The 24,118-nt window shown below is 46.7% G+C and carries 21 protein-coding genes; 7 read left to right on the top strand and 14 right to left on the bottom strand.

What is annotated here, in order from left to right; translation table 11 throughout:
• Nucleotides 1-54: 54 nt before the first annotated feature.
• The 6 genes from mmsB to BS614_RS26555 form a co-directional block, all read right to left on the bottom strand.
• A complete protein-coding gene (gene mmsB / locus BS614_RS26530) occupies nt 55-1,218 on the bottom strand; it encodes a multiple monosaccharide ABC transporter permease (RefSeq protein ID WP_036674453.1) in 1,164 nt (387 codons plus the stop codon).
• Nucleotides 1,187-2,752, bottom strand: coding sequence for a multiple monosaccharide ABC transporter ATP-binding protein (gene mmsA, locus BS614_RS26535; RefSeq protein WP_036674456.1), 1,566 nt, complete (start codon nt 2,750-2,752; stop codon nt 1,187-1,189). Before mmsA ends, mmsB begins: the two co-directional genes overlap by 32 nt.
• A 21-nt stretch (nt 2,753-2,773) precedes the next feature.
• Complete coding sequence (gene chvE / locus BS614_RS26540) at nt 2,774-3,859, bottom strand: multiple monosaccharide ABC transporter substrate-binding protein (protein ID WP_036674459.1); 1,086 nt, start codon at nt 3,857-3,859, stop codon at nt 2,774-2,776.
• A 318-nt stretch (nt 3,860-4,177) separates the two neighbouring features.
• On the bottom strand, nt 4,178-5,476 hold the full coding sequence (locus BS614_RS26545) for a response regulator (protein ID WP_074097005.1): 1,299 nt from the start codon (nt 5,474-5,476) through the stop codon (nt 4,178-4,180).
• Between the two features lie 8 nt (nt 5,477-5,484).
• Entirely contained in the window at nt 5,485-7,353 is a 1,869-nt protein-coding gene (locus BS614_RS26550; protein WP_074096149.1) for a cache domain-containing sensor histidine kinase, read from the bottom strand.
• 91 nt (nt 7,354-7,444) lie between these two features.
• A complete protein-coding gene (locus BS614_RS26555) occupies nt 7,445-8,452 on the bottom strand; it encodes a substrate-binding domain-containing protein (RefSeq protein WP_074096150.1) in 1,008 nt (335 codons plus the stop codon).
• A gap of 203 nt (nt 8,453-8,655) precedes the next feature.
• On the opposite strand from BS614_RS26555, the gene BS614_RS26560 reads away from it, so the two are divergent.
• Together BS614_RS26560 and BS614_RS26565 are read left to right on the top strand one after the other, a co-directional pair.
• Complete coding sequence (locus tag BS614_RS26560) at nt 8,656-9,237, top strand: LysE family translocator (RefSeq protein WP_074096151.1); 582 nt, start codon at nt 8,656-8,658, stop codon at nt 9,235-9,237.
• A 19-nt stretch (nt 9,238-9,256) separates the two neighbouring features.
• Nucleotides 9,257-10,042: an AraC family transcriptional regulator gene (locus tag BS614_RS26565; protein ID WP_074096152.1), complete on the top strand. Its 786-nt coding sequence runs from the start codon at nt 9,257-9,259 to the stop codon at nt 10,040-10,042.
• Nucleotides 10,043-10,350: 308 nt separating this feature from the next.
• Here the strand turns inward: BS614_RS26565 and BS614_RS26570 are convergent, their stop codons facing one another.
• Nucleotides 10,351-10,929 (bottom strand): hypothetical protein, encoded by a 579-nt coding sequence (locus BS614_RS26570; RefSeq protein ID WP_074096153.1) that lies wholly within the window; start codon nt 10,927-10,929, stop codon nt 10,351-10,353.
• A 172-nt stretch (nt 10,930-11,101) separates the two neighbouring features.
• On the opposite strand from BS614_RS26570, the gene BS614_RS26575 reads away from it, so the two are divergent.
• Complete coding sequence (locus BS614_RS26575; RefSeq protein WP_074096154.1) at nt 11,102-11,767, top strand: phosphatase PAP2 family protein; 666 nt, start codon at nt 11,102-11,104, stop codon at nt 11,765-11,767.
• A 163-nt stretch (nt 11,768-11,930) separates the two neighbouring features.
• Here the strand turns inward: BS614_RS26575 and BS614_RS26580 are convergent, their stop codons facing one another.
• Entirely contained in the window at nt 11,931-13,364 is a 1,434-nt protein-coding gene (locus BS614_RS26580) for a glycoside hydrolase family 1 protein (RefSeq protein WP_074096155.1), read from the bottom strand.
• Nucleotides 13,365-13,709: 345 nt separating this feature from the next.
• On the opposite strand from BS614_RS26580, the gene BS614_RS26585 reads away from it, so the two are divergent.
• Nucleotides 13,710-14,651 (top strand): helix-turn-helix transcriptional regulator, encoded by a 942-nt coding sequence (locus BS614_RS26585; protein ID WP_074096156.1) that lies wholly within the window; start codon nt 13,710-13,712, stop codon nt 14,649-14,651.
• Between the two features lie 73 nt (nt 14,652-14,724).
• A complete protein-coding gene (locus BS614_RS26590; protein WP_074096157.1) occupies nt 14,725-15,540 on the top strand; it encodes a class I SAM-dependent methyltransferase in 816 nt (271 codons plus the stop codon).
• Nucleotides 15,541-15,638: 98 nt separating this feature from the next.
• Here BS614_RS26590 and BS614_RS26595 read toward each other — a convergent pair whose 3' ends face one another.
• The 3 genes from BS614_RS26595 to BS614_RS26605 form a co-directional block, all read right to left on the bottom strand.
• Nucleotides 15,639-16,433 (bottom strand): hypothetical protein, encoded by a 795-nt coding sequence (locus tag BS614_RS26595; RefSeq protein ID WP_074096158.1) that lies wholly within the window; start codon nt 16,431-16,433, stop codon nt 15,639-15,641.
• A 122-nt stretch (nt 16,434-16,555) separates the two neighbouring features.
• The gene (locus BS614_RS26600; protein ID WP_074096159.1) at nt 16,556-16,972 is read right to left on the bottom strand and encodes a hypothetical protein; all 417 of its coding nucleotides are present in this window, start codon (nt 16,970-16,972) and stop codon (nt 16,556-16,558) included.
• A 458-nt stretch (nt 16,973-17,430) separates the two neighbouring features.
• On the bottom strand, nt 17,431-18,711 hold the full coding sequence (locus tag BS614_RS26605; protein WP_074096160.1) for a transcriptional regulator: 1,281 nt from the start codon (nt 18,709-18,711) through the stop codon (nt 17,431-17,433).
• 203 nt (nt 18,712-18,914) lie between these two features.
• On the opposite strand from BS614_RS26605, the gene fabV reads away from it, so the two are divergent.
• Entirely contained in the window at nt 18,915-20,108 is a 1,194-nt protein-coding gene (fabV, locus tag BS614_RS26610; protein ID WP_074096161.1) for an enoyl-ACP reductase FabV, read from the top strand.
• Nucleotides 20,109-20,295: 187 nt separating this feature from the next.
• On the opposite strand, the gene BS614_RS26615 is transcribed toward fabV, so the two are convergent.
• From BS614_RS26615 to BS614_RS26625, 3 genes are all read right to left on the bottom strand, one after another.
• Nucleotides 20,296-21,543, bottom strand: a complete 1,248-nt coding sequence (locus BS614_RS26615) for a DNA glycosylase AlkZ-like family protein (RefSeq protein WP_244898208.1) — start codon at nt 21,541-21,543, stop codon at nt 20,296-20,298.
• Nucleotides 21,544-21,592: 49 nt separating this feature from the next.
• A complete protein-coding gene (locus tag BS614_RS26620) occupies nt 21,593-21,820 on the bottom strand; it encodes a hypothetical protein (protein ID WP_074096162.1) in 228 nt (75 codons plus the stop codon).
• 117 nt (nt 21,821-21,937) lie between these two features.
• Nucleotides 21,938-22,534: a restriction endonuclease gene (locus BS614_RS26625; protein ID WP_036617077.1), complete on the bottom strand. Its 597-nt coding sequence runs from the start codon at nt 22,532-22,534 to the stop codon at nt 21,938-21,940.
• 262 nt (nt 22,535-22,796) lie between these two features.
• Between BS614_RS26625 and BS614_RS26630 the strand changes: the two genes are divergently transcribed.
• Nucleotides 22,797-24,068, top strand: a complete 1,272-nt coding sequence (locus BS614_RS26630) for a PQQ-binding-like beta-propeller repeat protein (RefSeq protein ID WP_074096163.1) — start codon at nt 22,797-22,799, stop codon at nt 24,066-24,068.
• The last annotated feature ends 50 nt before the right edge of the window (nt 24,069-24,118 follow it).

The following is a 24,118-nucleotide window of genomic DNA, read 5'->3' on the forward strand; positions in this document are numbered from 1 at the left end:
GCAAAACAGACCTGATCCTGAGATCAAGGTCTGTTTTTTTCATTTTACCAAGTTTTACGCTGATCTTTTATTTTTATTATAGATATCAAACGCTACAGCGAGCAGCAGTACCAATCCCTTAATCCCCTGTTGCCAGTCAATACCAAGACCAATCAGGGACATCCCGTTATTCAGCACACCCATAACCAAACCACCGATGATGGCACCAAATACCGTACCTATGCCCCCTGAAGCGGAAGCACCACCGATGAAGCAGGCCGCAATGGCATCCAGCTCGAAGTTGGTACCTGCTCTTGGCGTAGCCGCATTCAGACGTGCGGCGAAGATCAACCCGGATACCGCGGCAAGTGTACCCATGTTCACGAAAACCCAGAAGGTTACCTTTTTTGTTTTGACCCCAGACAGACCTGCGGCCTTCTCATTACCTCCAAGCGCATACACATGCCGTCCCATGACAGTACGATTCATAACGAAGGAGTACACAACGATCAGGACAAACAGCAGGACCAGGATATTCGGAATACCTGCATAACTTGCGAGTACAAACGTAAACAGATTTGTCACAACAGCCACCACAATCAACTTGAGCAAGAACAGTCCCTGTGACACGACCTCAAATCCATATTTTCGCTGGGAACGGCGTTCCCGCAGTTCATTGACAATGTACCAGACGGTGAGCACAAGACCCACAATGATGGATACCAGACCAAAACCTGAGAATTGAATGTCCGCCAGGAAGCCAGAGCTTATTTTCTGGAATCCACCCGGGAAAGGAGAGATCGATTGTCCCTCCAGCACGATCATCGTCAAGCCTCGGAACAGCAGCATACCTGCCAGCGTCACGATAAATGCCGGAATTCGCACATAGGCGATCCAGAAGCCTTGCCATGCACCGATCAAAGCGCCAACCAGTAAGGAAGCGATGACAGCAAGCCAAGCCGGAAGCTGCCAATCAACCATCATAATTGCGGCAACGGCACCAACAAAGGCTGCAATGGAACCAACAGACAGGTCAATATGCCCGGTAATGATGACCAGCACCATTCCGATCGCCAGCACCAAAATGTAACTGTTCTGCAAAATCAAATTTGTAATATTAATCGGCTTGAGCAACAGCCCGCCTGTAAGTACCTCGAACAAAAGCATAATCACTACCAGGGCAATAATCATGCCATATTGACGGATATTATTTTTGAACAGTTTTGTTATCATTTCCATGCTTGCCGCCTCCAGACTTGGTCATATATCTCATCAACGTTTCCTGCGATGCTTGCTCCCGGCTGACTTCACCGGTGATTCGTCCGGCATTCATCACATAGATCCGGTCACACAGGCCAAGAACCTCCGGAAGCTCGGATGAGATTACCAGTACGCCCTTGCCTTCAGCAGCAAGCCGATGAATGATCGTATAGATTTCGAATTTCGCTCCCACATCAATACCGCGGGTAGGTTCATCCAGGATAAGGATATCTGGTCCGGCAAAAATCCATTTGCTGAGCACCACTTTTTGCTGGTTGCCTCCACTCAGATTACCGGTCTTCTGCAAAATACTTGGTGCTTTGATGTTCATGCTTTTCTTCATCTTTTCCGCTACCAGTACTTCTTCACGCTCGTTCACTACCGCGTTTCGCGTCAGCTTGCTCAGACCCGTCAAGGAAATATTGCGCTTGATGTCATCCATCAGAATGAGTCCGTATTCCTTGCGGTCTTCTGTCACATAAGCAAACCCATTCTGAATAGCCTCTGTGACGGTATTGTTGTGGATCGGTTTACCATTCTTAATGAGTTGACCCGAAATATTCCGGCCATAGGATTTGCCAAATATGCTCATGGCAAGTTCGGTACGCCCAGCGCCCATCAGCCCAGCAATCCCTACAATCTCACCACGTCTGATATTCATATCGATCTGATCCAGTACTTTTCGCTCGGCATGATGTTCGTGATATACCGTCCAGTCCTTTACCTCAAGGATAACTTCTCCAATGGTGGCATGACGCTCCGGATAACGGCTAGTGAGATCACGTCCTACCATTCCGCTAATAATCCGGTCCTCCGTCACTTTTTCCTTCTTCATATCCAACGTCTCAATTGTCTTGCCATCCCGTAAAATAGTCACCGAATCGGATACCTTGGATACCTCATTCAGCTTGTGTGAGATCAGGATACAGGCGATGCCCTGTTTCTTGAATTCCAGCATCAACTGCAGCAGATTTTCACTGTCGTCCTCGTTCAGCGCAGCGGTTGGCTCATCCAGAATAAGCAGCCGCACCTTTTTGGAGAGCGCTTTCGCAATTTCGACCAGTTGCTGCTTGCCTACCCCAATGCTGGATACCAGCGTGTTTGGATTTTCGCTCAGTCCCACCTTCGAGAGCAGTTCTCGTGTACCTACAAAAGTTTCCTTCCAGTTGACAATTCCTCTGCTCGCACGCTCGTTGCCCAGATATATATTTTCCGCGATTGAAAGGTAGGGAATAAGGGCCAACTCCTGATGGATAATGACGATTCCCAGATCCTCGCTCTGCTTAATATCCTTGAACTCACAATTTTTGCCCTGAAATAAAATGTCGCCTTCATACGTGCCATGTGGATATACACCACTCAGTACCTTCATCAACGTAGATTTACCTGCGCCATTTTCACCACATATGGAATGGATTTCGCCTTCACGGACTTTCAGATTGACATTTTCCAGCGCTTTGACGCCAGGAAAGGTTTTGGTGATGTTTTTCATTTCCAGAATGATTCCGGCCATGGGATGTGCTCCTTTCATTTATTATTTCAGTCCGATCTCTTCCTTCGTGTAATACTGTGTACCAACGATATCCTGCTCCACATTTGTACGGTCCACCGAGATCGGATCCAAGAGATACGCCGGAACAACCTCAATTCCATTGTTATATGATGTTTTATCATTAACTTCCGCCTGTTTTCCTTGCAAAATACTATTGGCCATCTCTACCGTCTTCTCCGCTAGCTTCCGTGTATCCTTAAACACCGTCTGCGTCTGTTCCCCGGCCACAATGGACTTGATTGAGGCAAGTTCGGCATCCTGTCCTGTAATAACGGGCAGCGGTTTGTTCGAAGTACCGTAACCAATCCCTTTCAAAGATGAAATGATACCAATACTGATTCCATCATAAGGAGACAATACTGCATCCAGATTATCACCCGAGTAATACGCACTCAGCAGGTTATCCATCCGTGACTGGGCCAGTGCTCCGTCCCAGCGCAAGGTCGCAATCTGAGCCATCGTCATCTGCTTGCTGCGCACGACCAGCTTGCCGGAATCGATGTACGGCTTCAGGACAGACATCGCACCGTCGAAGAAGAAATAGGCGTTATTATCATCAGGAGAGCCACCAAACAGCTCAATGTTATACGGTCCTTTTCCATCCTTGAGTCCAAGCTTTTGTTCGATGTAGGAGGCTTGAAGCACACCCACCTTAAAATTGTCGAACGTGGCGTAATAGGTTAAGTATGGCGTATTGCGAATGAGCCGATCATACGAGATCACTTGTATCCCTTCGTCATGCGCTTTCTTTATTACATCCGTTAATGTGTTGCCATCCACGGACGCGATGACCATCACATCCACACCTTTGGTGATCATGTTTTCAATCTGTGAAATCTGATTCTCGACCACATCCTCAGCATACTGAAGATCGGTTTTGTACCCCTGCTCCTGAAACAGACGGACCATGTTCTCCCCGTCTCCCACCCATCGTTCTGATGATTTGGTTGGCATAGATATACCGACATATCCCTTTTCTTTACTGCCTGGGCCACTCTCTGCCAGATTGCAGGCCGAAAGCATCAAGGTCATCACCAGAAGCCAGATGAGCATTGCTCCTTTTTTCATATGAAGTTCCCCTTTCCTCACGTCATACGGTTCTGAATGAGTTATAAGATAACGCTTACAATACATGTAGTGCATCCTGTTGCTTGCTGTTCCTATCTGAGACCAATCGTAGCATTGGAGAAGCCATAAGGTCTTTGCACGTTTTGAACTTTTTTTATAAAAATTTAACTTTTGATAGAAACGCTTAAAGTACAAGTGTGATCCATGAGTTACCATTCCAGAGTCAAAAAAAAGGACATGCTCCACTTCGCTTCACACGAAGTAGAACATATCCATCTCATTTATCATACGTCTGAATGAACCACTGTAATACGATATTTAATTCGCAGAAGGATGATAAGCCGTTCCCCCGTTCTTTCGATACTGCACTGGCGAAATGCCCATTGTTTTCTTAAATGCAGTGCTGAAATAATGCTGGGTGTCATAACCTACACGCTCAGCGATGGTGTGGATCGGCAGTGTTGTTGAGTCCAACAGCTGTATAGCCTTACGAATGCGAGCATGGGTGACAAGCGTGACAAAGGAATCATTCAGCTCTTTCTTCAACACACGACTAAGATATACGGCAGATACTTGTAGACGGGAAGCGAGTGATTCCAGGGTCAGTTCCCGCTCCGCATATTCTTCGTGAATAAGTTGTCTTGCCCGGCGCACCAGAGGGGACAACTGCACTTCCCCGTATACCCGTTCACGGCAATGACGGTACGTATCCGGCGTCTCCTCCAGTGTCCCTGCATGCGTCGCCACATGAGCATGAATGGCAATATTCAGGCAAGAACTGATCTGTTGTTCCAGAAGGGACTCTATTTCTTCGGGAGCTTCCTGCCACAGACACATGCCGATCGACCCGCTTACGTCCCGAAACAGGACATGTGGCACGTCCCCCAGCAGTTCACTAATTATATTTTCCACTGCAAACAGAAACAACTGACGATCATTCTCTCTCAGTATCGTCTGACGCGCTTCAGCGGCAGGCCACCGTACGACCCCAATCTGCACAGGTGGGACGGGGGGCAACCGCAAAAACACAAGCTGCTCCGTCAGATCCCTCCTTTCAGCCTGCCCCTCCAGCCACTCCAGCATAAATCGCTGGCGAAGCAACGGGATATTACGTTCAATCTGATGAGCTGCCTGCTGTACATATGCCGTCCTCTGGTGCTCTTCAGTAAGTCGCTTATGTAATCGCTCAAGTGCAGTATATAATTGTTCTGCTTGCACAGGCTTTAAGATGTAATCCTCTACGCCAAGTCGAACCGCCTCCTGCGCATATGCAAATTCATCATGTCCCGAGATGATCAGGTAACGACAGCCCGGGCACTTCTGCTGAAGGGCACGGATTAGTTCGATTCCGTTCAGGAATGGCATATTCATATCAACGAGAACAATATCCACACCCAAGTCAGCCGCCCGTTCCAGCGCTTCCTCGCCATCTTCCGCTTCACCAACAACCTCCATCCCGAGAGTTGTCCAGTCAATTGCATCCCGAATTCCCTCACGAATGATCGGTTCATCATCAGCGATGAGCACGCGGTATTTCTTAGCCATGTGGCTATCCGGCGTAATCTCCATTACTGTAGTCAATGCGGATGTCTCATCTGTTTCAGTGGAAGCTGTCACGGTCGATTTCATGAATTTTCCCATTCACTCTCCTGCCTCTCTTCGTTATTGATTTGCTTGGTTGGTGGGAGCTCTCGCATCAACGGATGAATGATGGTCACACTCGTTCCTTCACCTTCCTGGCTCTCCAGCACAATACCGTACTCATCGCCAAAGGACAGCCGGAGACGGGCCTGCACATTCAACATTCCATAACTTTTGCCTGTCATCCCAGGCGAAGACGCTTCCAAACTTGCCAAAGGAGCTTCGAGCAGATGCTGCATCTCGGCAAGCCGTTCGTTGGACATGCCTGCTCCATTATCCTGAACGGTCAGCAGCAGTCTGTTATGTTCCAATCTGGCCTCCACCCGAATGTGTCCCGGCCCACGCCTGCCTTTGATTCCATGATAGATTGCATTCTCTATCAGGGGCTGAAGCAGCAGCTTTAACACCAAAAGGTCCCGCAGTTCCTCTGGAATATTCAATGTATACTGAAGACGATCGCGGTATCGTGTCTGCTGAATTTGCATATAGCTGGTCATATGTTCAATCTCGGAATGCAGCGGAATGTAATCCTGTCCTTTACTAAGCCCTATGCGAAATAATCGAGATAACGCGCCAACCATGCCGGACACATCTTCTGCACCCTCTTTGCGTGCCATCCAATGAATCGTATCCAGGGTATTGTACAAAAAGTGTGGTTTGATATGCTCCTGCAAACTCCGCATTTCAGCATCGCGCTTCTGCCGCTCCCGCAATTCATTTAATGATATCAGTTGTCTAATCTGTGCCAGCATTCGGTTATAACTGTTGCCAAGCATGCCAATCTCGTCAGCACGATCGCTCCAGCGGCCTGGTCTGAGATTGCCGGTCTCCGCCCTGCGCATATAGGACATGAGCCGGAAAATGGGCTGAGCAATGGAACGGGAGAACCATAAAGAGGCGCTCAGGCCAAACAAACACACCACAAATACAAAGCTAACCACGTAAAACTGGATTTGGCGTACTTCGGATATCGAGTCTCTTGTGGGAAATACCCCTACCGTTCTCCAATCTGTAAAGGTAGACGACTGATACATGAATAATAACGTTCCACCTTCTGTATCGGCGGTAAATGTTCCACTCTCACCGGAGGGGAACCAGTCTGTGGGAATGTGTTCTATTAGCGGGTGCTCCGGCTTGTATACACTTTGACCTTCTGCATCAGTCACCATCACATAACCGGATTTCCCCAAGGTTACATTACGGGCAGCCTGAGAGACGGACCTTAGTTTAAGATCAATCATAATCACGCCCCGCACACGTCCTGACGCTTCATCCGTTATGGAACGTGCAACCGATACAATCTCATCATCCTTGTACCGTACATGTGTCGTGAGATTACGCTCTTTCGGCTGACCCAACACCATGAAGATGCCCGGATTGGCCGAAGCTTTTTGATACCAATTTTCCTGGATCAGGCTCTGTTCCGCTCGGGGATACATCTCGTTGCTAATATAGTCACCACTTGCATTGACGAGAACAATCCCGGCGATTTCAGGATACAATGTTGTGAACCCCTGCAAGGTCTGCTTGATACCATATAACCGATTTTGCTCCGTTGCTGCATTTATGTCCATGTTCATCGGTTCGATGCCTGCATCATCATTCGGTGGCATTTTGTCGTTCATAAAAGCATCAATATCCGGCTCAAAGGCAATCAGGTAGGTCATGTTTTGCAAATTCTCCATTTTGCTGTTAAGAGCTTCATTCACTTTGCCAATCAGTTGCATGGTATGCCCTTCAACCTGTCGCTCAACTACGCGCTCCACCGTCCAGTTCACAAGCAACCCAAGTCCTACAGAAGGTACAATGGCGAATAACAGAAAAAGCAGCATCAGCTGGTAGCGAAGGGGCATATTACGCAAGCGTAAACGCCGAATCCCGTTCCTGAAAGTGGAGAGAATTGCTCTCCTGCTCCAAGGCCTTGGACTCTTGAAATCTCCCTTGTTATTTGGCATAGTAATCATCCACATCCGAGCGTGTCACCACAGAGATCCCTGTGTCCACCATCACGGGAAGCGGTGCATTTTCACCGGATGAGGATGGGGCCGGAACCGTTAACTGGTGATGCAGATGGAACAGATATTGGAGTGACCAATATCCCATATTCCAGGTTCCCTGTGCAATTGTAGCTGAGATCGTACCGTTCTTGATCATATCCAATGTAGTCTTATTTGTATCAAACGAAATAATCTGCAATGGATGTCTGTCCCCGACAGTATGAACGGCTTCCCCCGCTCCTGCCCCTCCGGTAGCTTCAGTCACAAAAATTCCCGCCAGCTCGGGATGTTCCTTCATCATTCTCTGTGTTTCGTCTCTGGATACCATCGCATCACCGTGTCCGTCTGCAACTTCAACAATCTGCATGGAAGGGTATCTCTCCTTGATCGTATCGCGGAAGCCCTTCGTCCGCTCTTCATGATTTTGTTGCCCAGGCAAGGTTAATACCGCGACCTCTCCCTCACGCCCCAGCAGTTCAGCCATTTTATCAGCAGCCATTACACCCGACTTGTAATTATCTGTCCCAAGAAAAGAATAGGCCTGGCTATCAGGTGCATCCGCGTCAAATAATACAACAGGGATATCTGCGTCGATTGCCTTGTTAATCACTGGAACTAGCGATTGTGGGTCGATTGCAGATATGGCAATGCCCGCGGGTTTGCGAGCGATAGCCTGCTCGATTACCATGGTCTGTTCCTTCGCATCATACCGGGTAGCCCCGCGATATTCTACGGTCACGCCAAGCGCATCCGCGGCATCCTCGAAACCTTTGAGCGGGCTCTTCCAATACTCCAGCCCGGACTGGAATGTAATCATGATATACGTCTCTCCGATATCACCGCGCAGCCCACGGTCCTCCCAAGAACTGTTTACCTGACTGGTGTATTCAAATCTCAACACATACAACGCAAATGCTGATATTAGTAAAATGTAAACCAGCAGCATTTTTTTCATTCCGTTCACTTCCTCAAGTCGTCTGATCACCTTGTACTTCGTTTAAATTGTAAACGCAATCATTCAAAAAGAAAACTACCCCTTATCTTTTAAACGGAAGCTCCTGTTGTTATCCGTGTACCTGTTGCAATAATGTACTATATGGTTTCTCTCTCTGGACGTATGATCATGGAACTAGACTACAACCAGAGGAGAGCACCATCATGAATCTTGCATCTTTTTTAATCTACTGCATCGTCGTTACGTTCACACCTGGCCCCAGCAATATCGTAATTCTTTCTTCCGTACAACACGTTGGGGCACGTCAAACGATGCACTATGTGTGGGGAGCTACGCTGGCATTTGGTCTGCTGCTTACCGCATCAGCTTTTCTTAATCAGCTTCTTGCGGGAGTGTTACCCGGAATTCTGAAGGTGATGCAGATTGTCGGCGGCCTTTACATGGTGTATCTGGCGTACCAGATCTACAAGATGGGTACCACCGAGGATGAACCGAAACAAGTTACCGGATTATGGAACGGTTTCGTCATGCAATTTGTGAATCCAAAGGTGGTCATGTTTACTTTCACTGTCATTCCAAGCTATGTATTGCCCTTTTATCAAAGCTCATTCTCATCGTTTCTGTTCGTGGTGCTCATTACCTTCATTGGTTTTCTGGCATATTCCAGTTGGGTTGTTTTTGGCACGGTTTTCAGAACGTTGCTGAATCGCCACCAAAAATTACTGAGTATTCTCATGGCTCTTTTTTTGTTATACTCAGCCATTATAGTATCCGGATTAATCTAAAGCTTGGGAGGTGTGCTGCATGGAACGGTTTAACTATAAAAAGTCGCAAGACGTGCTGGCACTATCCGCCAGCTTTACCGATTTTGCATACAAAAAACATTGCCACGAAGAGTATGCGGTCGGCGTAACCCTGCGTGGCATTCAACAATACAACCTGGACGGACAATATCAGGCCTCTCACCAAAATGGTGTCATGTTGTTTAACCGTGAACAGTCCCATGATGGAAGCTCCTATGATAAGGCTGGCATTGACTATGTGATGTTGTATTTGAAGCCTGAATTAGTAGAGGAGATTATAGGCAAAAAGGAATTGCGTTTTGGAAGTCCCATCGTCTATGATCCCGAGCTTGCACGTAGTATCCTGATGCTGAACGATGCCGTTCAACTCAGACAGAACGAAGCCGAGTGCAGCGAACGGGTCTTCGATCTGGTTCACCTTCTGGCTCAGAAGGAAATGGACACCAAGCTCTGGTTGCCTCAGGACAGTCTGGTTCGAAAAGCCAAGGAAATCATGTTTTGCAGCACCGAAGATCTGCTCAAGTTGGACAACCTGAGCTCCGAATTTGGCATGTCCAAGTTTCAATTTATCCGTGAATTCAAGGCACATGCAGGCATATCCCCCTACCAGTTTTTCTTAAACTGCAAGGTGGAGCGTGCCCGTCAATCCATCGAAATGCAGAAGGACGTCTATGCTGCTGTTGCCGATTGCGGATTCGTCGATCTGACCCATCTAAACCGACATTTCAAACGGGTATTTGGTGTCACAGCTTATGAATACATGTTGCAGCTAAACTATAAAAATTGAACTAAAGAATATTTACACTGGCCACTCCGATGACAGAATAACCTTCTGATCGCTGTTATCCCCAGATTTTTTTGATCCCTTTTATAAAGGGAAAATCCGGTGATAAAGGCGAACGCTCCGCTTCTTCAAGTTCTTTCTGTCCTCTCCGTTTTGTGTAAATGTTTAGTTTAATTTATATATTTCCATCGGATCGATAGAACCGACTCCAAATGGATACAATTTTGCCGCCACTCCTAAAAATCCCCGTATAGAACGTCAATGTTTCTTAACGTTCTGTACGGGGATTAGCTTTTTTTTCCGTTGGGCAATCAGATTCTTTTCTTTCGTCTCCAGGTCCACACGATTGCCAACGCTGCTAATAAAATGACTCCGCCATATAAGATGAGATAGAAAGGCCCAGTTCGCCCACCACCATCATTGGTTTCTCCAAAATCTTCTTTACTTACAACCTTTCCTGCACCCAGCAATTTCAGATCGTCTCCAGCTTGTTCAATTGGAACATTGCGACTGCACAGATTCGTATGTAGCTTATGATCCACTTCATATTGATAAGCATAGATCAGGTAGGACTGATTCTTTTCAAATTGAATGCCACAGGATTCAGACCCTCCGTCACTCGCAAGGATTTTCATCTTTTTGGCATTAACCCCCTTCCATGCAGTATCTACATCAAAGGTATACTCTCTTAATAAGCCATCATGCTTCGACTGTTGAGAACGTCCCTTCTTCACCACTTCTCCTGTAAATACAGTTGTGTTTGTCTTCAATCTCTCTTGAACATCACTCTCGACACAACTGCAAGCATACACTTTCTCTCCGGGAAATAGAGCTAACCCAGACGTAACCAACAGTAAGATCAACATGCACATCACCAAACGTCGTTTCATTCCGACCGCTCCCCTCCTACATTCTCTGCTTGAACAACCGTTGTTAAGGTTACATATTTTTATTGCTGCTATATTTATTGTAAAATTATAGCACAATACAAATATCGTTATGTCCGAGATACACAAGGACACAACATACGAAATCAACCATCACGGAGGAACTCAACATTTGATGCACAACTGGAAAAAGAATATCTCCTTCCCGCTGCTCGTTGCAGCGTTATGCATGATCGCCTTTATAAGCATCGCCCTGTCCATCAGCGACAACCAAATTCATCGATTTGATGATACCTTAATCGGATGGATTCAGGGGTTGGAATCCCCTGGTATGACACAATTCATGCACCTTTTCACCTGGATCGGCAGCGAAATGCCAGTGGTCTTCATTACCATCATCGCCATGATTGTGTTATACATTTTCCTGCGACACAAACGCGAACTGCTCTTCCTGGCTTGTGTGCTCGCAGGTTCAACCCTGTTAAATGCATTGCTCAAGCTGGTATTCCAGCGTGCCAGACCTACCATTAACCGGATCATTGAAGTGAGCGGCTATAGCTTCCCCAGTGGGCATTCTATGGCAGCATTTAGCCTGTATGGTGGACTGGCCTTTCTAATCTGGAAACATGTACCCACCGTCACAGGACGTGTGCTGATGATTGTTGCCAGCGCCGTATTTATACTGACCATTGGTATAAGTCGTATCTACTTGGGGGTGCATTATCCAAGTGATATCGTAGGCGGATACTTCTTGAGTGGTTGCTGGCTCTCCACATGCATATGGTTTTATCGGCGGCACTTGGAGCGCATGTCCCAACTGCAAAGCAGAAGGCTGGCCTAGGCGGCCCGCTATTGAACTACACAAAGAAATACCCGGCTTTCCTTAACTGAAGGATCGCCGGGTATTTTTATATTCATATATTGTAGTCCTGAACTCGTTCAGGACCACATGGACCGCTTGTCCCATTTAAGGGAACAGACGGATCTGGTTTTTTTACACCAAATTATAACTCTTCACCATTGGATTCAATAACTTTTTTGTACCAGTGGAAACTCTTCTTCGGTGTTCTGCTTAAGTCTCCGTTACCGTCGTTGTCCTTGTTGACATGAATGAAGCCATAACGCTTCTTCATCTCTCCAGTGGATGCGCTAACCAGATCGATACATCCCCACATGGTGTAGGCAATGAGATCTACGCCGTCAGCTACCGCTTCTTTCATCTGTTCAATGTGACCTTTCAGATAATCAATGCGATAGTCATCTTGAATGGAGCCGTCTTCCTCTACCACATCGACAGCACCCAGACCGTTCTCAACCACCATCAATGGAATCTGATAACGATCATACAGATGATTCAGTGTGTAACGCAGTCCTTTTGGATCGATCTGCCAACCCCAGTCGGAAGCTTCGAGATATGGATTTTTGATACCGCCCAGCAGATTACCTTCTGCTCTCTCGAGGGACTCGTCCGCACTCTCAACCAAAGACATGTAATAACTGAAGGAATAGAAGTCTACGCAGCCTTCACGCAAAGTCTGCTCGTCTCCCGGTTGCATCTCGATCTGGATACCTTCTTCGGCGAAGAAACGTTTGGCGAAACCAGGATACGCTCCACGAACCTGTACATCACCGCAGATCATATTGGAGATTTGATCTTTCTTCTGTGCAAGCAACATATCGTCCGGGTTACAAGTATTTGGATAAGTGGTCATGAAAGCGACCATACAGCCGATCTGGAAATCAGGGTTAATCTCATGTCCCAGCTTCACTGCTTTTGCACTCGCAACGAATTGGTGATGTAATGCCTGGAAACGAGTCTGTGGATCATCCACTCCGTCGACCAGTGTCTCTTTGCCTTCAAACAGAATACCTGCAGCCATATATGCACCCATCGGCATCGTCAGACAGTTGATTTCGTTGAACGTCAGCCAGTATTTGACCTGATCCTTGTAACGGTTGAAGAGGGTTGTACAATAACGGATATAACAGTCGATTACTTCACGGGAAGCCCAGCCGTTATATTTCTGTGTCAGACCGAATGGCGTTTCATAATGGGAGATCGTTACGAGCGGCTCAATATTGTACTTTTTCAACTCGGCAAAAACATTATCGTAGAACTGCAATCCCTCTTCGTTTGGCTCCAGATCATAACCGTTTGGATATATTCGTGACCAGTTGATGGACATGCGGAACATTTTGAAGCCCATCTCTGCCATCATGGCAATATCTTCTTTGTAATGTCCGTAAAAATCAACCGCTTCATGGCTCGGATAATACGTGCCCTCTTCCAATACAGGCGTAATCCGGCGTGCAATCGTGTGGGTTCCTCCTGTCATCATGTCAGACGTGCTTGGCCCCTTGCCACCCTGGTTCCATCCACCCTCGAATTGATTGGCAGCCGTTGCGCCACCCCAGTAGAATCCTTCTTTCATTGTCATGACCAGTTCCTCCTTCGTATTTAACTCATTTCGATATAAAGTGCTTGATATTATGCGAGTAGCCGTTCCGGTCACGAATCGTTCTTCTGATCGCTGTTATCCTCGGATTTCTTTTATTCCCATTTCTAAATGGAAAAATCCCATGATAGCGTTTGCTTCCGAAGTAGCTTTCTTACAGAAAGCTTTTAGCGAACACTTCGTTTCTTCAGAATCGATATCGTCCCCTTCACTACTCCCCAATAAATGAAGAACAGATTATAAATCTGAGTCAAAATGTCTTGGTAAGACTTTTACACCAGTGTACCACCCATACCCTGACACCTATTGTCATGGTATAATTATGGCATGGAAAATAACCGACTATTTCGAATGTTGCTTTTGTTATTGGAGAAAAAGAAAGCCACTGCACCCGAACTCGCCCGTATGTTCGAGATTTCTGTACGCACGGTGTACCGTGATATAGATCGGTTGAGTGCTGCGGGCATTCCCGTCTATACAACGACCGGCAAGCATGGCGGTATCCATCTGATGGACAACTATGTCATGGACAAGTCCCTGTTGTCGGAAGAAGACCAGAATGAAATTTTGATGGGACTATATAGCATCAGTGCGATCCCACATCTTAACAGTGCCCATATGCTGCAACGGTTAACCGCCCTTTTTGATCACAAGCTGGATTGGATCGAATTCAATTTCTCACCATGGGGCAGCATCCCTCTGCAGGAGAGAGAACTGTTCAATCAGGTGAAGCAGGCTATATTAACGAATCAACTGATTACGTTTCATTATGTTAATTCGGATGGTGAGAAGAGCATTCCGACCGTGGAGCCACAGAAGCTTATTTTCAAAAACAGTACATGGTACTTCAAAGGCTATATTCATGATGATCCTGATCGTAAAGAATTCGAGACATTCAAGATGAAACGGATCACCCAGTTGACTTTTCTGGCGAGAAAACACGATCACTCTGTTACTGTCGGATCAAACGACCCTGAATCAGAAGCAGCTCCTGTTCTGACTCCTCTTACACTCTCGTTCTCCAGCATCATTGCATACCGAGTGTATGATTTTTTCGAACCTTCCCTCATTGAAAAAGAGCCTGATGGCAGGCTCCGTGTGTCTCTCGACTTGAATGTAGGGGAATGGCTCTACTCCTTCCTGCTGTCGTTTGGTTCCGAGTTGACCGTCATCGAGCCTGTTCATGTTGGACAGGAATTGCTCAGGCGTCATATCAAAGCCGTTGAACATTTGCAGAACGTCATGAACAAACTTCCCAACAATGAATGATATAATATAGGCCTATACAACTTTTGATCACAGCTGACTCTCCGTCATCCATCTGACCGAAGGAGGTTTATTCATGCAAGACATTAGACGCAACAATGTGGAACGTTTCAAAGGTTTTGGTACGTTATACGATCAGAACCGACCAGCCGCTCCCACTGAAGTCGTGGATATTCTAACGACATATCTTGGCAGCACACCGCGGATGGTCGCAGATGTTGGCTGTGGCACCGGTTTATCATCGTGGATCTGGCTTAATGAGGCAGAACGCATCATTGGCTTTGAACCCAGCGATGACATGAGGTCTGTAGCGGAATCCAAGTGGGAATCTGCCGGGAAGCCGGATAACCTGCGGTTTGTGTCCGGCTTGTCTCACGACCTCGGACTACCAGATGGCAGTGTCGACGTGCTGACCTGCTCCCAATCATTTCACTGGATGGAGCCGCAACCCACACTACGCGAGTTTGCACGTGTACTTCGTACAGGGGGCATATTTGCAGCCTACGATTGCGACTGGCCGCCAATGCTGGACTGGCAGCTGGAACAGGCCTATCTGCAGCTGAATAAGGAAGCAGATCAACGAGCAGCCAGTCTGGCTCCCCAAGATAGTCAGGCACACAAATGGAGCAAGGATGGGCATTTGCAGCAGATTCAGCAGTCCGGGCTGTTCCGATATGTCCGGGAAATTGTATTTCATCACCACGAGACATTCACTGCCGATCGATATGTCAATCTCGCCCTGAGTCAAGGCGGCTTGCAAACGGCGTTGAAGCTCGGAGCGGAAGATCTATTAACAGCGGCCGACGACTTCAGAGCGCTGGCTAATCGTGTATTTGACGGAGAAACAAGAAAAGTACTCTTTTCTTATCGCATGCGCCTTGGTATTGTTTGAAAACCGTCCGTTGCTTGCATCTCCGTACATACCAAAATGAAAAAGGAGGTCCTACACATCATAAACATGATCTGCAGGACCTCCTTTTGTCTACATCCTCAAGAGGAGAATAAGTCACTTAATTGTCGCTCCTGTACATTCAATGCCAACACCAATTTTGTTGGGTCTTGTCTTGAATAGATGACGTTAATGATATGGCCTTGCTGCACCTGCGGCAGCGCAGATGACAAAATTTCTTTTTGCGTTGTCACATTGAAGGTTTCACCGTTCGTTTTCGTTATGCTTAGTTTGAGCTGAAGCTTGATCTTGTTACTGCCTCCACTTCCAAGTGGAGTGACATCAAGGATCTTGGCCATCGCTTTTTCCCCTGTTCTTGCAATATCCATCATTTCAGGTGATACCCCTTGCTGTACCATCTTTTCATCCAACAATTGCTGCATATCCTCCTGTGATAATTGCCCCTTCATATCAAGCCCTACCTTGCGCTCATCCTTTACGGAGACAACTAACGGAATAAAACTGCCCGGCTGAAACTGTGCCATGGAGGTCAGTGGAATGACGCTTTTCATCTCCGTATCGTATTTCTCCCGCCCCTTACGCGAAACCGTCAGACCCAACCGAACCTCAGGCTGTTCATTAATATACGTACCTGTCTGTTGTATAGTTTTAATGACCCCAACTGCTGGTAAACCTGTCTTCACTCGACCTACGCCAAAAATATTGCTCAAAATCGCAGGAACAAAGATCAGTGCAAACCCGGCAAAGATTGCCGGAGTATACCACCATGCCTGCATAATCATAAACGGATCATTCCACAGCTGCTGTGCCAGAAATGGGGAGAACCCCACTCCGAACACCGTTAATACGCCAATCAATCTCAGGAAACCTACCATATGACCCACCCTCTCTTAATCCTTCTCTTAATATCTCTATCAAAACCTCTAATGATGTATCTATTAATCGTTGTTATACGCATTATTTAAATAGAGTATCGCTGTCTATAACCAAATACCTTCTAGATGGACACTAGACCCATGTAGATCAGTTCGGACGGATTCGCTGGATTCTGACCTAATCCCACCCGATCGCCTACTCGTGGAATCTGCATTTTGGACACCAATGTCTCCAATGTTCGCTGATACTGGTTGCCGTTTGTCTCTGTCACATCCAATACAAGCACAACAATCGGATCAAAGTTGATCAGTTTGCCTGTATCGGTGATTGTCACCACCGTAGCCGTAGCTGTTAAAGGCAGAGAACCACTCGCTGCCAACTGTGCCTGCTTCGCCGAATCCAGACTTTGGTTGATGGCCTCCCGATGTTCTTTCGATACAAAACCTTTCATCATCATGCCAGTGAGTCCTTTATTCATCATTTTATCCGCTTTGGCAATCGCATCTTCCTGTTTGTTCTTTTTACCGAACCATCCCATATCAAGCACCTCATTTGTTTTATTTGTTTTTAGAAGTTGTTCAAAAAGTCCACTTTTGATTACGAATCATGCCTAGCGGCATCATCAGCATCGAATATGAAATTCAGCCGAAATGTCCGTTGCTCACGTAGGTCTCCTACGCTCCGCTACTCCATTTCTAGCTTCATTCCATCTTCTCGGTACTGAAAACCAGACTTTTTGAACACGTATTTATAATTAAATTATAAACACCGCGGCTTGTCCTTGAATACCCTTCTGGCGGTATACAAAAAAAACGAAAAATCCGGTATTTGAATGACCGGATAATCGTTTCTTTGGTAAAGTCTTATACTTATTTCACAAAAAAAGATCTGCTTAACCGATCTTCATTTCATGATTGGCAGCTATATTTTGTGGAAAATACGTAGGCAGTAGACAAAATAATGCCTCACTTAGGAAGTTTCATGCTCTTTTCCGCTCTACTTTTTGCGTAACAGATAGACCAGTTTCCGATAATACATGGCTGCTTCCTTGTATTTCCGCTGATCCTCCGATACTACGGCCATCCCCTCATATAACGGTTCAAGCCGCATGATATGCTGCGCGGATTCAAAATAAGGCAGACAGGCAAGCGCCCGCTCCATAAAAACTTCGCGATCTCCATGCGCAAGAGCCAGATGGCTCTGGTAGAAGGTTGCGCTCATCTGCTGGTCCTGTGTCGTTGCACATTTTAAGAGTTGATCTACACTCTGCGCGAGCACGCCCCAGTTCTTCCATGCCAGAGCTACTTCGCATCGATATACACCGATGAGCGGCTGCATCGCCTGCTGTGTTTCTTCCGGTTCCTGCTGCAATAGCGACTCAAATCGTTCAATCTCCGCCTGTGCCTGATCCAGTTCACCTGTCATCGTTAACATGACAATCCGATTGTTGGCAATCGCCGTCACCAAATCTCCCTGGTTGCCGGCATACACGAGGTTTGCCTCCGCCATGGTTAATGCCGAAAGTGCCTCCTGAACCAGCCCCATCGCGAAACAATACCCACTATATGCCACATATAACCCGGACAACCGATGGAACATCCGCTGATCATAGACATGACGCATTGTAAGCTCAAATACCTGTTTTGCCTCTTCATACCGTTTGACCTGGATGTAGGCTTCCATCTTGATATTTTGCACAGACAGCCAGAATTCACTGCCAGGGAGTGCCAGCTCACTGAGCCTGGTTGCATGAGTTAATACATCCACAAAAGCCATTTTGGAGCGATAATATTGTATTTTATAGAATAAAAGTGCCTTGACTAACGGACGCGGCAGATCAATATCGTCTGGACGTCCGTATTTCTCCAGGTAAAAATTGAGGTAGGACGTATGTATATACTCATGAGCCGTTGCATCGTTTAATTGCTGATAGTAGACCGCCTTCATCAAGGCCGTTGTCAGCTCAACGGTCAGCGTGTCATCCCGATCTGCCTGTGCATGCACCGTATCTTCGGATATCGCCGACGCTGGAACAGACATTTGTTCGAAAATAACCTCTGCCCGTTCAAGTGTCTCCTCGTCCTGAGCCGCAGCCTTTAGAATATAGGAAGGGGATACCCCAAGACGCCCGGCGATGGCTTCTGCCAAGTCCTCAGGTAGCGGATAACGATCCGCCAGGATATTGGCAAAGTGTGCCTGCGTGACCAGACCTTCCACAAGGTCTTTACGGGAGATTTGTTTTCTTTTGCTTAGTAGTTCAATGCGTTCCTTCAGCATGGTATCCCTGTCCTTTCTATCCTAACTAGCGAGTACATTCTATTCACATCATCGCAAAATTAGAGATATAACGCCACCCTTCCGGCGAAATCAAACGAAACGGTTTCCGTTTCCGAGGTAATTGTTTTACAATAAGAAAGTATGTGTAAGAGCATTTTATCGAAATGCTGAAACATGAGCTGAATATGAAAGGATGCAAATAAATGATTATTAAACCAAGAACACGTGGTTTTATTTGTACCACTTCCCATCCTGTAGGTTGCGCTGCGCAAGTGCAGGAACAGATTGATTATGTGAAATCCCAGCCTGAGCTGAAAGGACCGCGTAATGTGCTCGTGATCGGTGCTTCCACTGGATACGGTCTGGCGTCACGCGTTGTTTCTGCCTTTGGAGCTGGAGCGAATACAGTCGGCATTTATCGTCCAAGCAGTTCCACAGAGAAACGTACAGCGTCAGCAGGTTGGTACAACTCCGCTGCATTCGAAAAAGCCGCTGAAGAAGCAGGCCTCAAATCGTACAGTATCACAGGTGATGCATTTGCAAACGAAACACGAGACAAAGCCGTTGAACTGATTCGCAGTGAACTCGGTCAAGTCGATCTGGTTGTATACAGCGTCGCCTCGGCACGCCGTACCGATCCGAACACGGGTGAAGTATTTAACTCTGTGCTGAAGCCTATCGGACAATCCTACACGAACAAAACGGTGAACTTCCACACAGGAGAAATTAGCTCCGTTACCCTTGAACCGGCAAACGAAGAGGAAATTCGTCAGACGGTAACTGTTATGGGCGGAGATGATTGGGAACTATGGATGGATGCCCTGCAACAAGGCGGCGTGCTTGCCGACGATGCAACAACGATCGCTTTCTCCTACATCGGTCCTGAACTTACCCATGCCATTTATCGTGATGGTTCCATCGGTCAAGCCAAGAATCATCTGGAAGCGACTGCACACAAGCTGAATGATCGCCTAAGTGCAAAAGGTGGACGTGCGTACTTAACTGTAGCCAAAGCGCTGGTGACTCAATCCAGTTCTGCGATTCCAGTCGTGCCGCTGTACATCTCAGCATTGTACAAGGTCATGAAAGAAAAAGGCTTGCATGAAGGATGCATCGAGCAATTGCAACGTCTGTTCGCTGATCGCTTGTATGCGGGGGGAGAAGTTCCAACCGACGCTGAAGGTCGCATTCGCATTGACGATTGGGAGATGAGAGCTGACGTTCAGGAAGAAGTGGCTAAGCTCTGGAATGAGTTGACCACAGAGAACATCTACGATCTGTCCGATCTGGAAGGTTACCGTCGCGAATTCTTCCAGCTGTTTGGTTTTGAAACCGATGGTGTGGATTATGAAGCAGATGTTGATCCCAACGTTGAAATGCCTCATCTGGTGAACTAAAGAAGTTTTGGCGTGGACGTGAACCTAGGTTTTTGTTTTCGTTAGCACTTCTGATGTCATGCTAGAGATATGATATTAAAATCAAATGAAGAAGGAGGGGCCCTCTGGCTCCTCCTTTTTTGTCCTTTTTAATTCCGCTCAAAAAATCCAATTTCCGTGTCCATACATTCTTTCATGTATCCCCTAATCAAATCGATTTAAGCAGCTTTTTCAGCTCTTTCGGTACCGTCTTCTCGATAGTGATCGAATGCGCTCCATGCATGGACGCAAAGAATTGAAGCCCCTCCCGAAAATCCGTAATCCATTCCTCCACAGGTGGAGCAGTCTCTTTCATCGATAACAAACGAACGGTAAGTACTCCAGTTTTGCGATCAAGTCGTGGGTCCATACGTCCAATCAACCGATCACCGTGAAGAATAGGCATGGCATAATAACCGTAGGTTCTTTTCACCTCTGACGTATAAATCTCCCATTTATAATGAAAATCAAATAAATCAACAATACGTTCTCTTCTCCATAACAGGTTGTCCAGCGGCGGCAGGAAACGGACCGGGCCAGACGGATCATAGTGTGGCTCTTCCCTTTCCATGTGCAGTAGCAAATCCTCATCTTCAGCACGAATATAATAAGGCGTGGCCACGTCCTCCACCTTAAGCGGGATCATTCGCCCATCTGACACACGGGCTGCAATATCGGCGCGTCTTTCAGCCGCTGTAGATTTCAGCCAACCCAGACGGGGATCACGGGCATCTACGACACGATACGCATAAATGTATTTATCCAGCAGAGCCTGTCTCTGGGCCAACACATCGATGTCTTCTTTTATCGTAAGTCCCTGTTGTTGCAATCTGGATTCGGTAATATGAAAATAACGTTCATTCCCCTGCCGCGCCACCACACGAATCACAGCGGAGTCTAACAGTAGATTAAGAGCAAGTGTGGTATCCTTTGTCTTTGGCACATCTGCACTGTCCCAATATCCACTTACCCGCTCAACAGCACGAAAGGCTCTTGAAGGTAAAGGTCCTTCTTCCTTCAAACGCTGTAACACATGCTGCACTGTTTTCTCCAGACCTTGCAAGGACGGAGCCAGACGCTCCCTTAACCGAGCACGCACAGGTTCAAAGAGAGCATAATCCTCGATTGGAATGACACAAGCGGCATTTGCAAAATATTCAAACACCTTGTGATCACTCAGCAGCGTATTTAAGCTGTCAGCAGTATAACCAGGGTCACGAGCCCCCAGCACCAAATGCTGGTTTCCAGTTACAGCAGCCACAGGATCGATCTGCACGCATCCAAGGGAACGAATCAAACTCAAAACTTGATCGGGTCCCGAAGGTAAGGAAACTGTGGGCCAACGTCCAAGTAAAGCTTGCGTTTGCAGCAAAAAACGCCGAACGATTTTTTTATTCATGTGCAGCGCTGTTGTCATATGTATAGGTTCTTCCCTTCATTTAGTGTACAAAATTCTATCGTCTTACTTATCCAGCAATCGGCGCCTCATAGAAAAAATAAAAAGAAGCACCACCATCCTGGATGATCTGCTTCTTGTGTTTGACCTTTTGCAATTTTTCCTGCTTCGTAGGCATGAGCCGTACATGCTGGGATAACGCACCATAATCTCCATTAACTCTTCGGCTCTGTTTCGAGCACCATTGACCTGACCGCTCTGCTTTACGTAATGCTTTTTGTGTTTGTGTACGTGCCATAATGGATCACACACTCCTTTGGTTGATATACACTCAATATATCATGTGCAGCTACGCAAGTGAAGGTGCTTCCTGCTGGAATGAGATACATCATTAAAAAGGCTTCCACCCAAGTACTTAGCGGGATTGCCGCTTTCGCCGGGACTGCCACGTCTCGATTGGCTCGTGGTCATCTTCTTCGATCAGTTCCAATGCTTCTTCCACTCTTCTGGCTTTGAATAACAGAATTAATTCCATCAGGTCTTCCCGGTCCAGCAGCTTCACTCCATTAACCGCTGCAAGCGTCCGACAGGCTTCGGTGTAACGGGCGGACGTTAATACAATCGACCGGTCGGCTTCATAATAACGCATCGATGTATATATCTCCTGCACAGCACTCAACCCTACCGGATGGTTCGCACCATATCGCTTCGCCTGTATAACACTTCGTCTGCCGAGTCTATCAACAAACACCAGATCTGCACCAAAATCCCTGCTGCTCGTTGTCTTATGCACCTCATCGTACCCAAGCTCTTCGAATAAATGATAGAGATATAATTCAAACTCCGAACCATCCTCCATCTTGTCGATGTCCTTTATTGTAATCTTACGAGGGTTGGCTTCACTTCGAATCCGCTGCCCGCGCCCGATAACCCGCCGAATAATCCAGGCCAGCAGCAACAATATGATGATACATCCAATGACCCATAGGGTCACATTTTCACTCCAGTTCATAGCTATTCTCCTTGTTTCATTTCCTATGTTCTATCCAAAGTCTTACGCTGATATGGCTTGTCACCGCACTAAATATATCAGACTTCCACCTTCATCGAAAGAAGATGAATTCCCTGTAACCGTTATACTTCACCAAACATAGTCATTCCGACAAACCAATGATAAAAGGTTACAGTGCGTTCGGTTGAATTCAGCTTGACTTTAATGATAAAATTCAACAATCGGTTCTATTTTGAACCGAAGAAGAAAGGTGGTTTATCACTTGCATACATTGACCAAACACAAGTCCAAAACATGGGCTGCCCTCATTCTCAGCGGCATGCTCCTCTTCACCATGAATACAACAGGTTACGCCGCTGCTTCAACCGAATCCATGCCCAAACCGGCGTGGACGTCATCTTCCCTGATGTTATCTGAGGCTAATACAGAGAAAGATGTCCTGATCAAGGGAATCCATGCCGTGCCATCCAAAAATCTTGTATATGTACATGCCTCCCAGCCCGTGACCAAAACAAGCAGCAAAACAACACTCGACTGGCAACTGGACTCTCTCCAAGCATTCGATGCGACAACTGGACAATTGAAGTGGAATACGATATTCCATGAGAAAAGTGGTCCTTATACCACATACTCCGATTCGGTATATGCCAGCAACGGTACAGCTTATGTGTATATGGAATATTCAGACAAAACCAAAAAATTGTATTCATTCAATACATCCGGTAAAACCAACTGGATCAAAACGGTGAATTCACCTGCAAGCATATCCCTATTGGATAACGATACGTTGATGGTTGCTTCAAGTCAGGGCGTGCAATCGAATGGTTCGGTTCGCTCCACCATCTCGTTATATGACAAAAAGGGCAAGCTGATTACCGAAAAGACCATCAACGGCAACGTGCTTAAGGCTGATCATGGTCGAATTGTAGTGGATGCCAGTAAACAAACCAAGGTAGGCAACTTCTGGCAGCAAGCTGCGAATCCCAAAGTGGAGATCTATGATCGTACGTTGAATCGTCTGTCCTTCTACCAATTCCCTGCCAATGCAAATACACTCGGAGATGGCGGCGGTGAATCGCTGGCCATTCTCGACGATGGATCCATTATTATGCGTGCCAATGTCGAAAACACCGGTAACCGACTGATGGGCTTTGGTGTTGATGGCAAGCTTGCTTGGGGACGTGCCATTGCGGGTGATGCCTACATTCAGACAGCTGGCAACGGTTATACAGTCTTTACAGGGCAGAAGCTGGAATTGTACACGATGAAAGGCAAAGTGACTGAGCGTACATTCAAGGACGCACAGCCTGCACTTATGCGTGTTGACCAGACACAGGATGGTCAGTATCAGCTTGATTTTGCCAAAACAGGATACATTCTTGATCCACAGACGCTGGAAGACGTGCATATCTACACGACCAGTGCCTCGGTTCCTTCATTAGAAGGTGTCTCTACTTATGTGGATGATGTCATCTATTCCATGAACGATGAGACATTGTCCAAATATGTACTGAAGTCCAATTCTGCAAAATAAATACTCGATCTAATAATAAGCCGGGAGAGTTCCATAAGGAGCTCTCCCGG

It is taken from the genome of Paenibacillus xylanexedens (assembly GCF_001908275.1).
Lineage (GTDB): Bacteria > Bacillota > Bacilli > Paenibacillales > Paenibacillaceae > Paenibacillus > Paenibacillus xylanexedens_A.

Coding starts and splice junctions, on each gene's coding strand:
- mmsB (WP_036674453.1), bottom strand. CDS start 1,218: ATGGAAATGATAACAAAACTGTTCAAAAATAATATCCGTCAATATGGC.
- BS614_RS26565 (WP_074096152.1), top strand. CDS start 9,257: ATGGAACGGTTTAACTATAAAAAGTCGCAAGACGTGCTGGCACTATCC.
- BS614_RS26625 (WP_036617077.1), bottom strand. CDS start 22,534: ATGAACTGGAGTGAAAATGTGACCCTATGGGTCATTGGATGTATCATC.
- BS614_RS26620 (WP_074096162.1), bottom strand. CDS start 21,820: ATGGCACGTACACAAACACAAAAAGCATTACGTAAAGCAGAGCGGTCA.
- BS614_RS26605 (WP_074096160.1), bottom strand. CDS start 18,711: ATGCTGAAGGAACGCATTGAACTACTAAGCAAAAGAAAACAAATCTCC.
- BS614_RS26595 (WP_074096158.1), bottom strand. CDS start 16,433: ATGGTAGGTTTCCTGAGATTGATTGGCGTATTAACGGTGTTCGGAGTG.
- BS614_RS26600 (WP_074096159.1), bottom strand. CDS start 16,972: ATGGGATGGTTCGGTAAAAAGAACAAACAGGAAGATGCGATTGCCAAA.
- fabV (WP_074096161.1), top strand. CDS start 18,915: ATGATTATTAAACCAAGAACACGTGGTTTTATTTGTACCACTTCCCAT.
- BS614_RS26590 (WP_074096157.1), top strand. CDS start 14,725: ATGCAAGACATTAGACGCAACAATGTGGAACGTTTCAAAGGTTTTGGT.
- mmsA (WP_036674456.1), bottom strand. CDS start 2,752: ATGGCCGGAATCATTCTGGAAATGAAAAACATCACCAAAACCTTTCCT.
- BS614_RS26560 (WP_074096151.1), top strand. CDS start 8,656: ATGAATCTTGCATCTTTTTTAATCTACTGCATCGTCGTTACGTTCACA.
- BS614_RS26555 (WP_074096150.1), bottom strand. CDS start 8,452: ATGAAAAAAATGCTGCTGGTTTACATTTTACTAATATCAGCATTTGCG.
- BS614_RS26615 (WP_244898208.1), bottom strand. CDS start 21,543: ATGACAACAGCGCTGCACATGAATAAAAAAATCGTTCGGCGTTTTTTG.
- BS614_RS26585 (WP_074096156.1), top strand. CDS start 13,710: ATGGAAAATAACCGACTATTTCGAATGTTGCTTTTGTTATTGGAGAAA.
- BS614_RS26580 (WP_074096155.1), bottom strand. CDS start 13,364: ATGACAATGAAAGAAGGATTCTACTGGGGTGGCGCAACGGCTGCCAAT.
- chvE (WP_036674459.1), bottom strand. CDS start 3,859: ATGAAAAAAGGAGCAATGCTCATCTGGCTTCTGGTGATGACCTTGATG.
- BS614_RS26570 (WP_074096153.1), bottom strand. CDS start 10,929: ATGAAACGACGTTTGGTGATGTGCATGTTGATCTTACTGTTGGTTACG.
- BS614_RS26575 (WP_074096154.1), top strand. CDS start 11,102: ATGCACAACTGGAAAAAGAATATCTCCTTCCCGCTGCTCGTTGCAGCG.
- BS614_RS26550 (WP_074096149.1), bottom strand. CDS start 7,353: ATGCCCCTTCGCTACCAGCTGATGCTGCTTTTTCTGTTATTCGCCATT.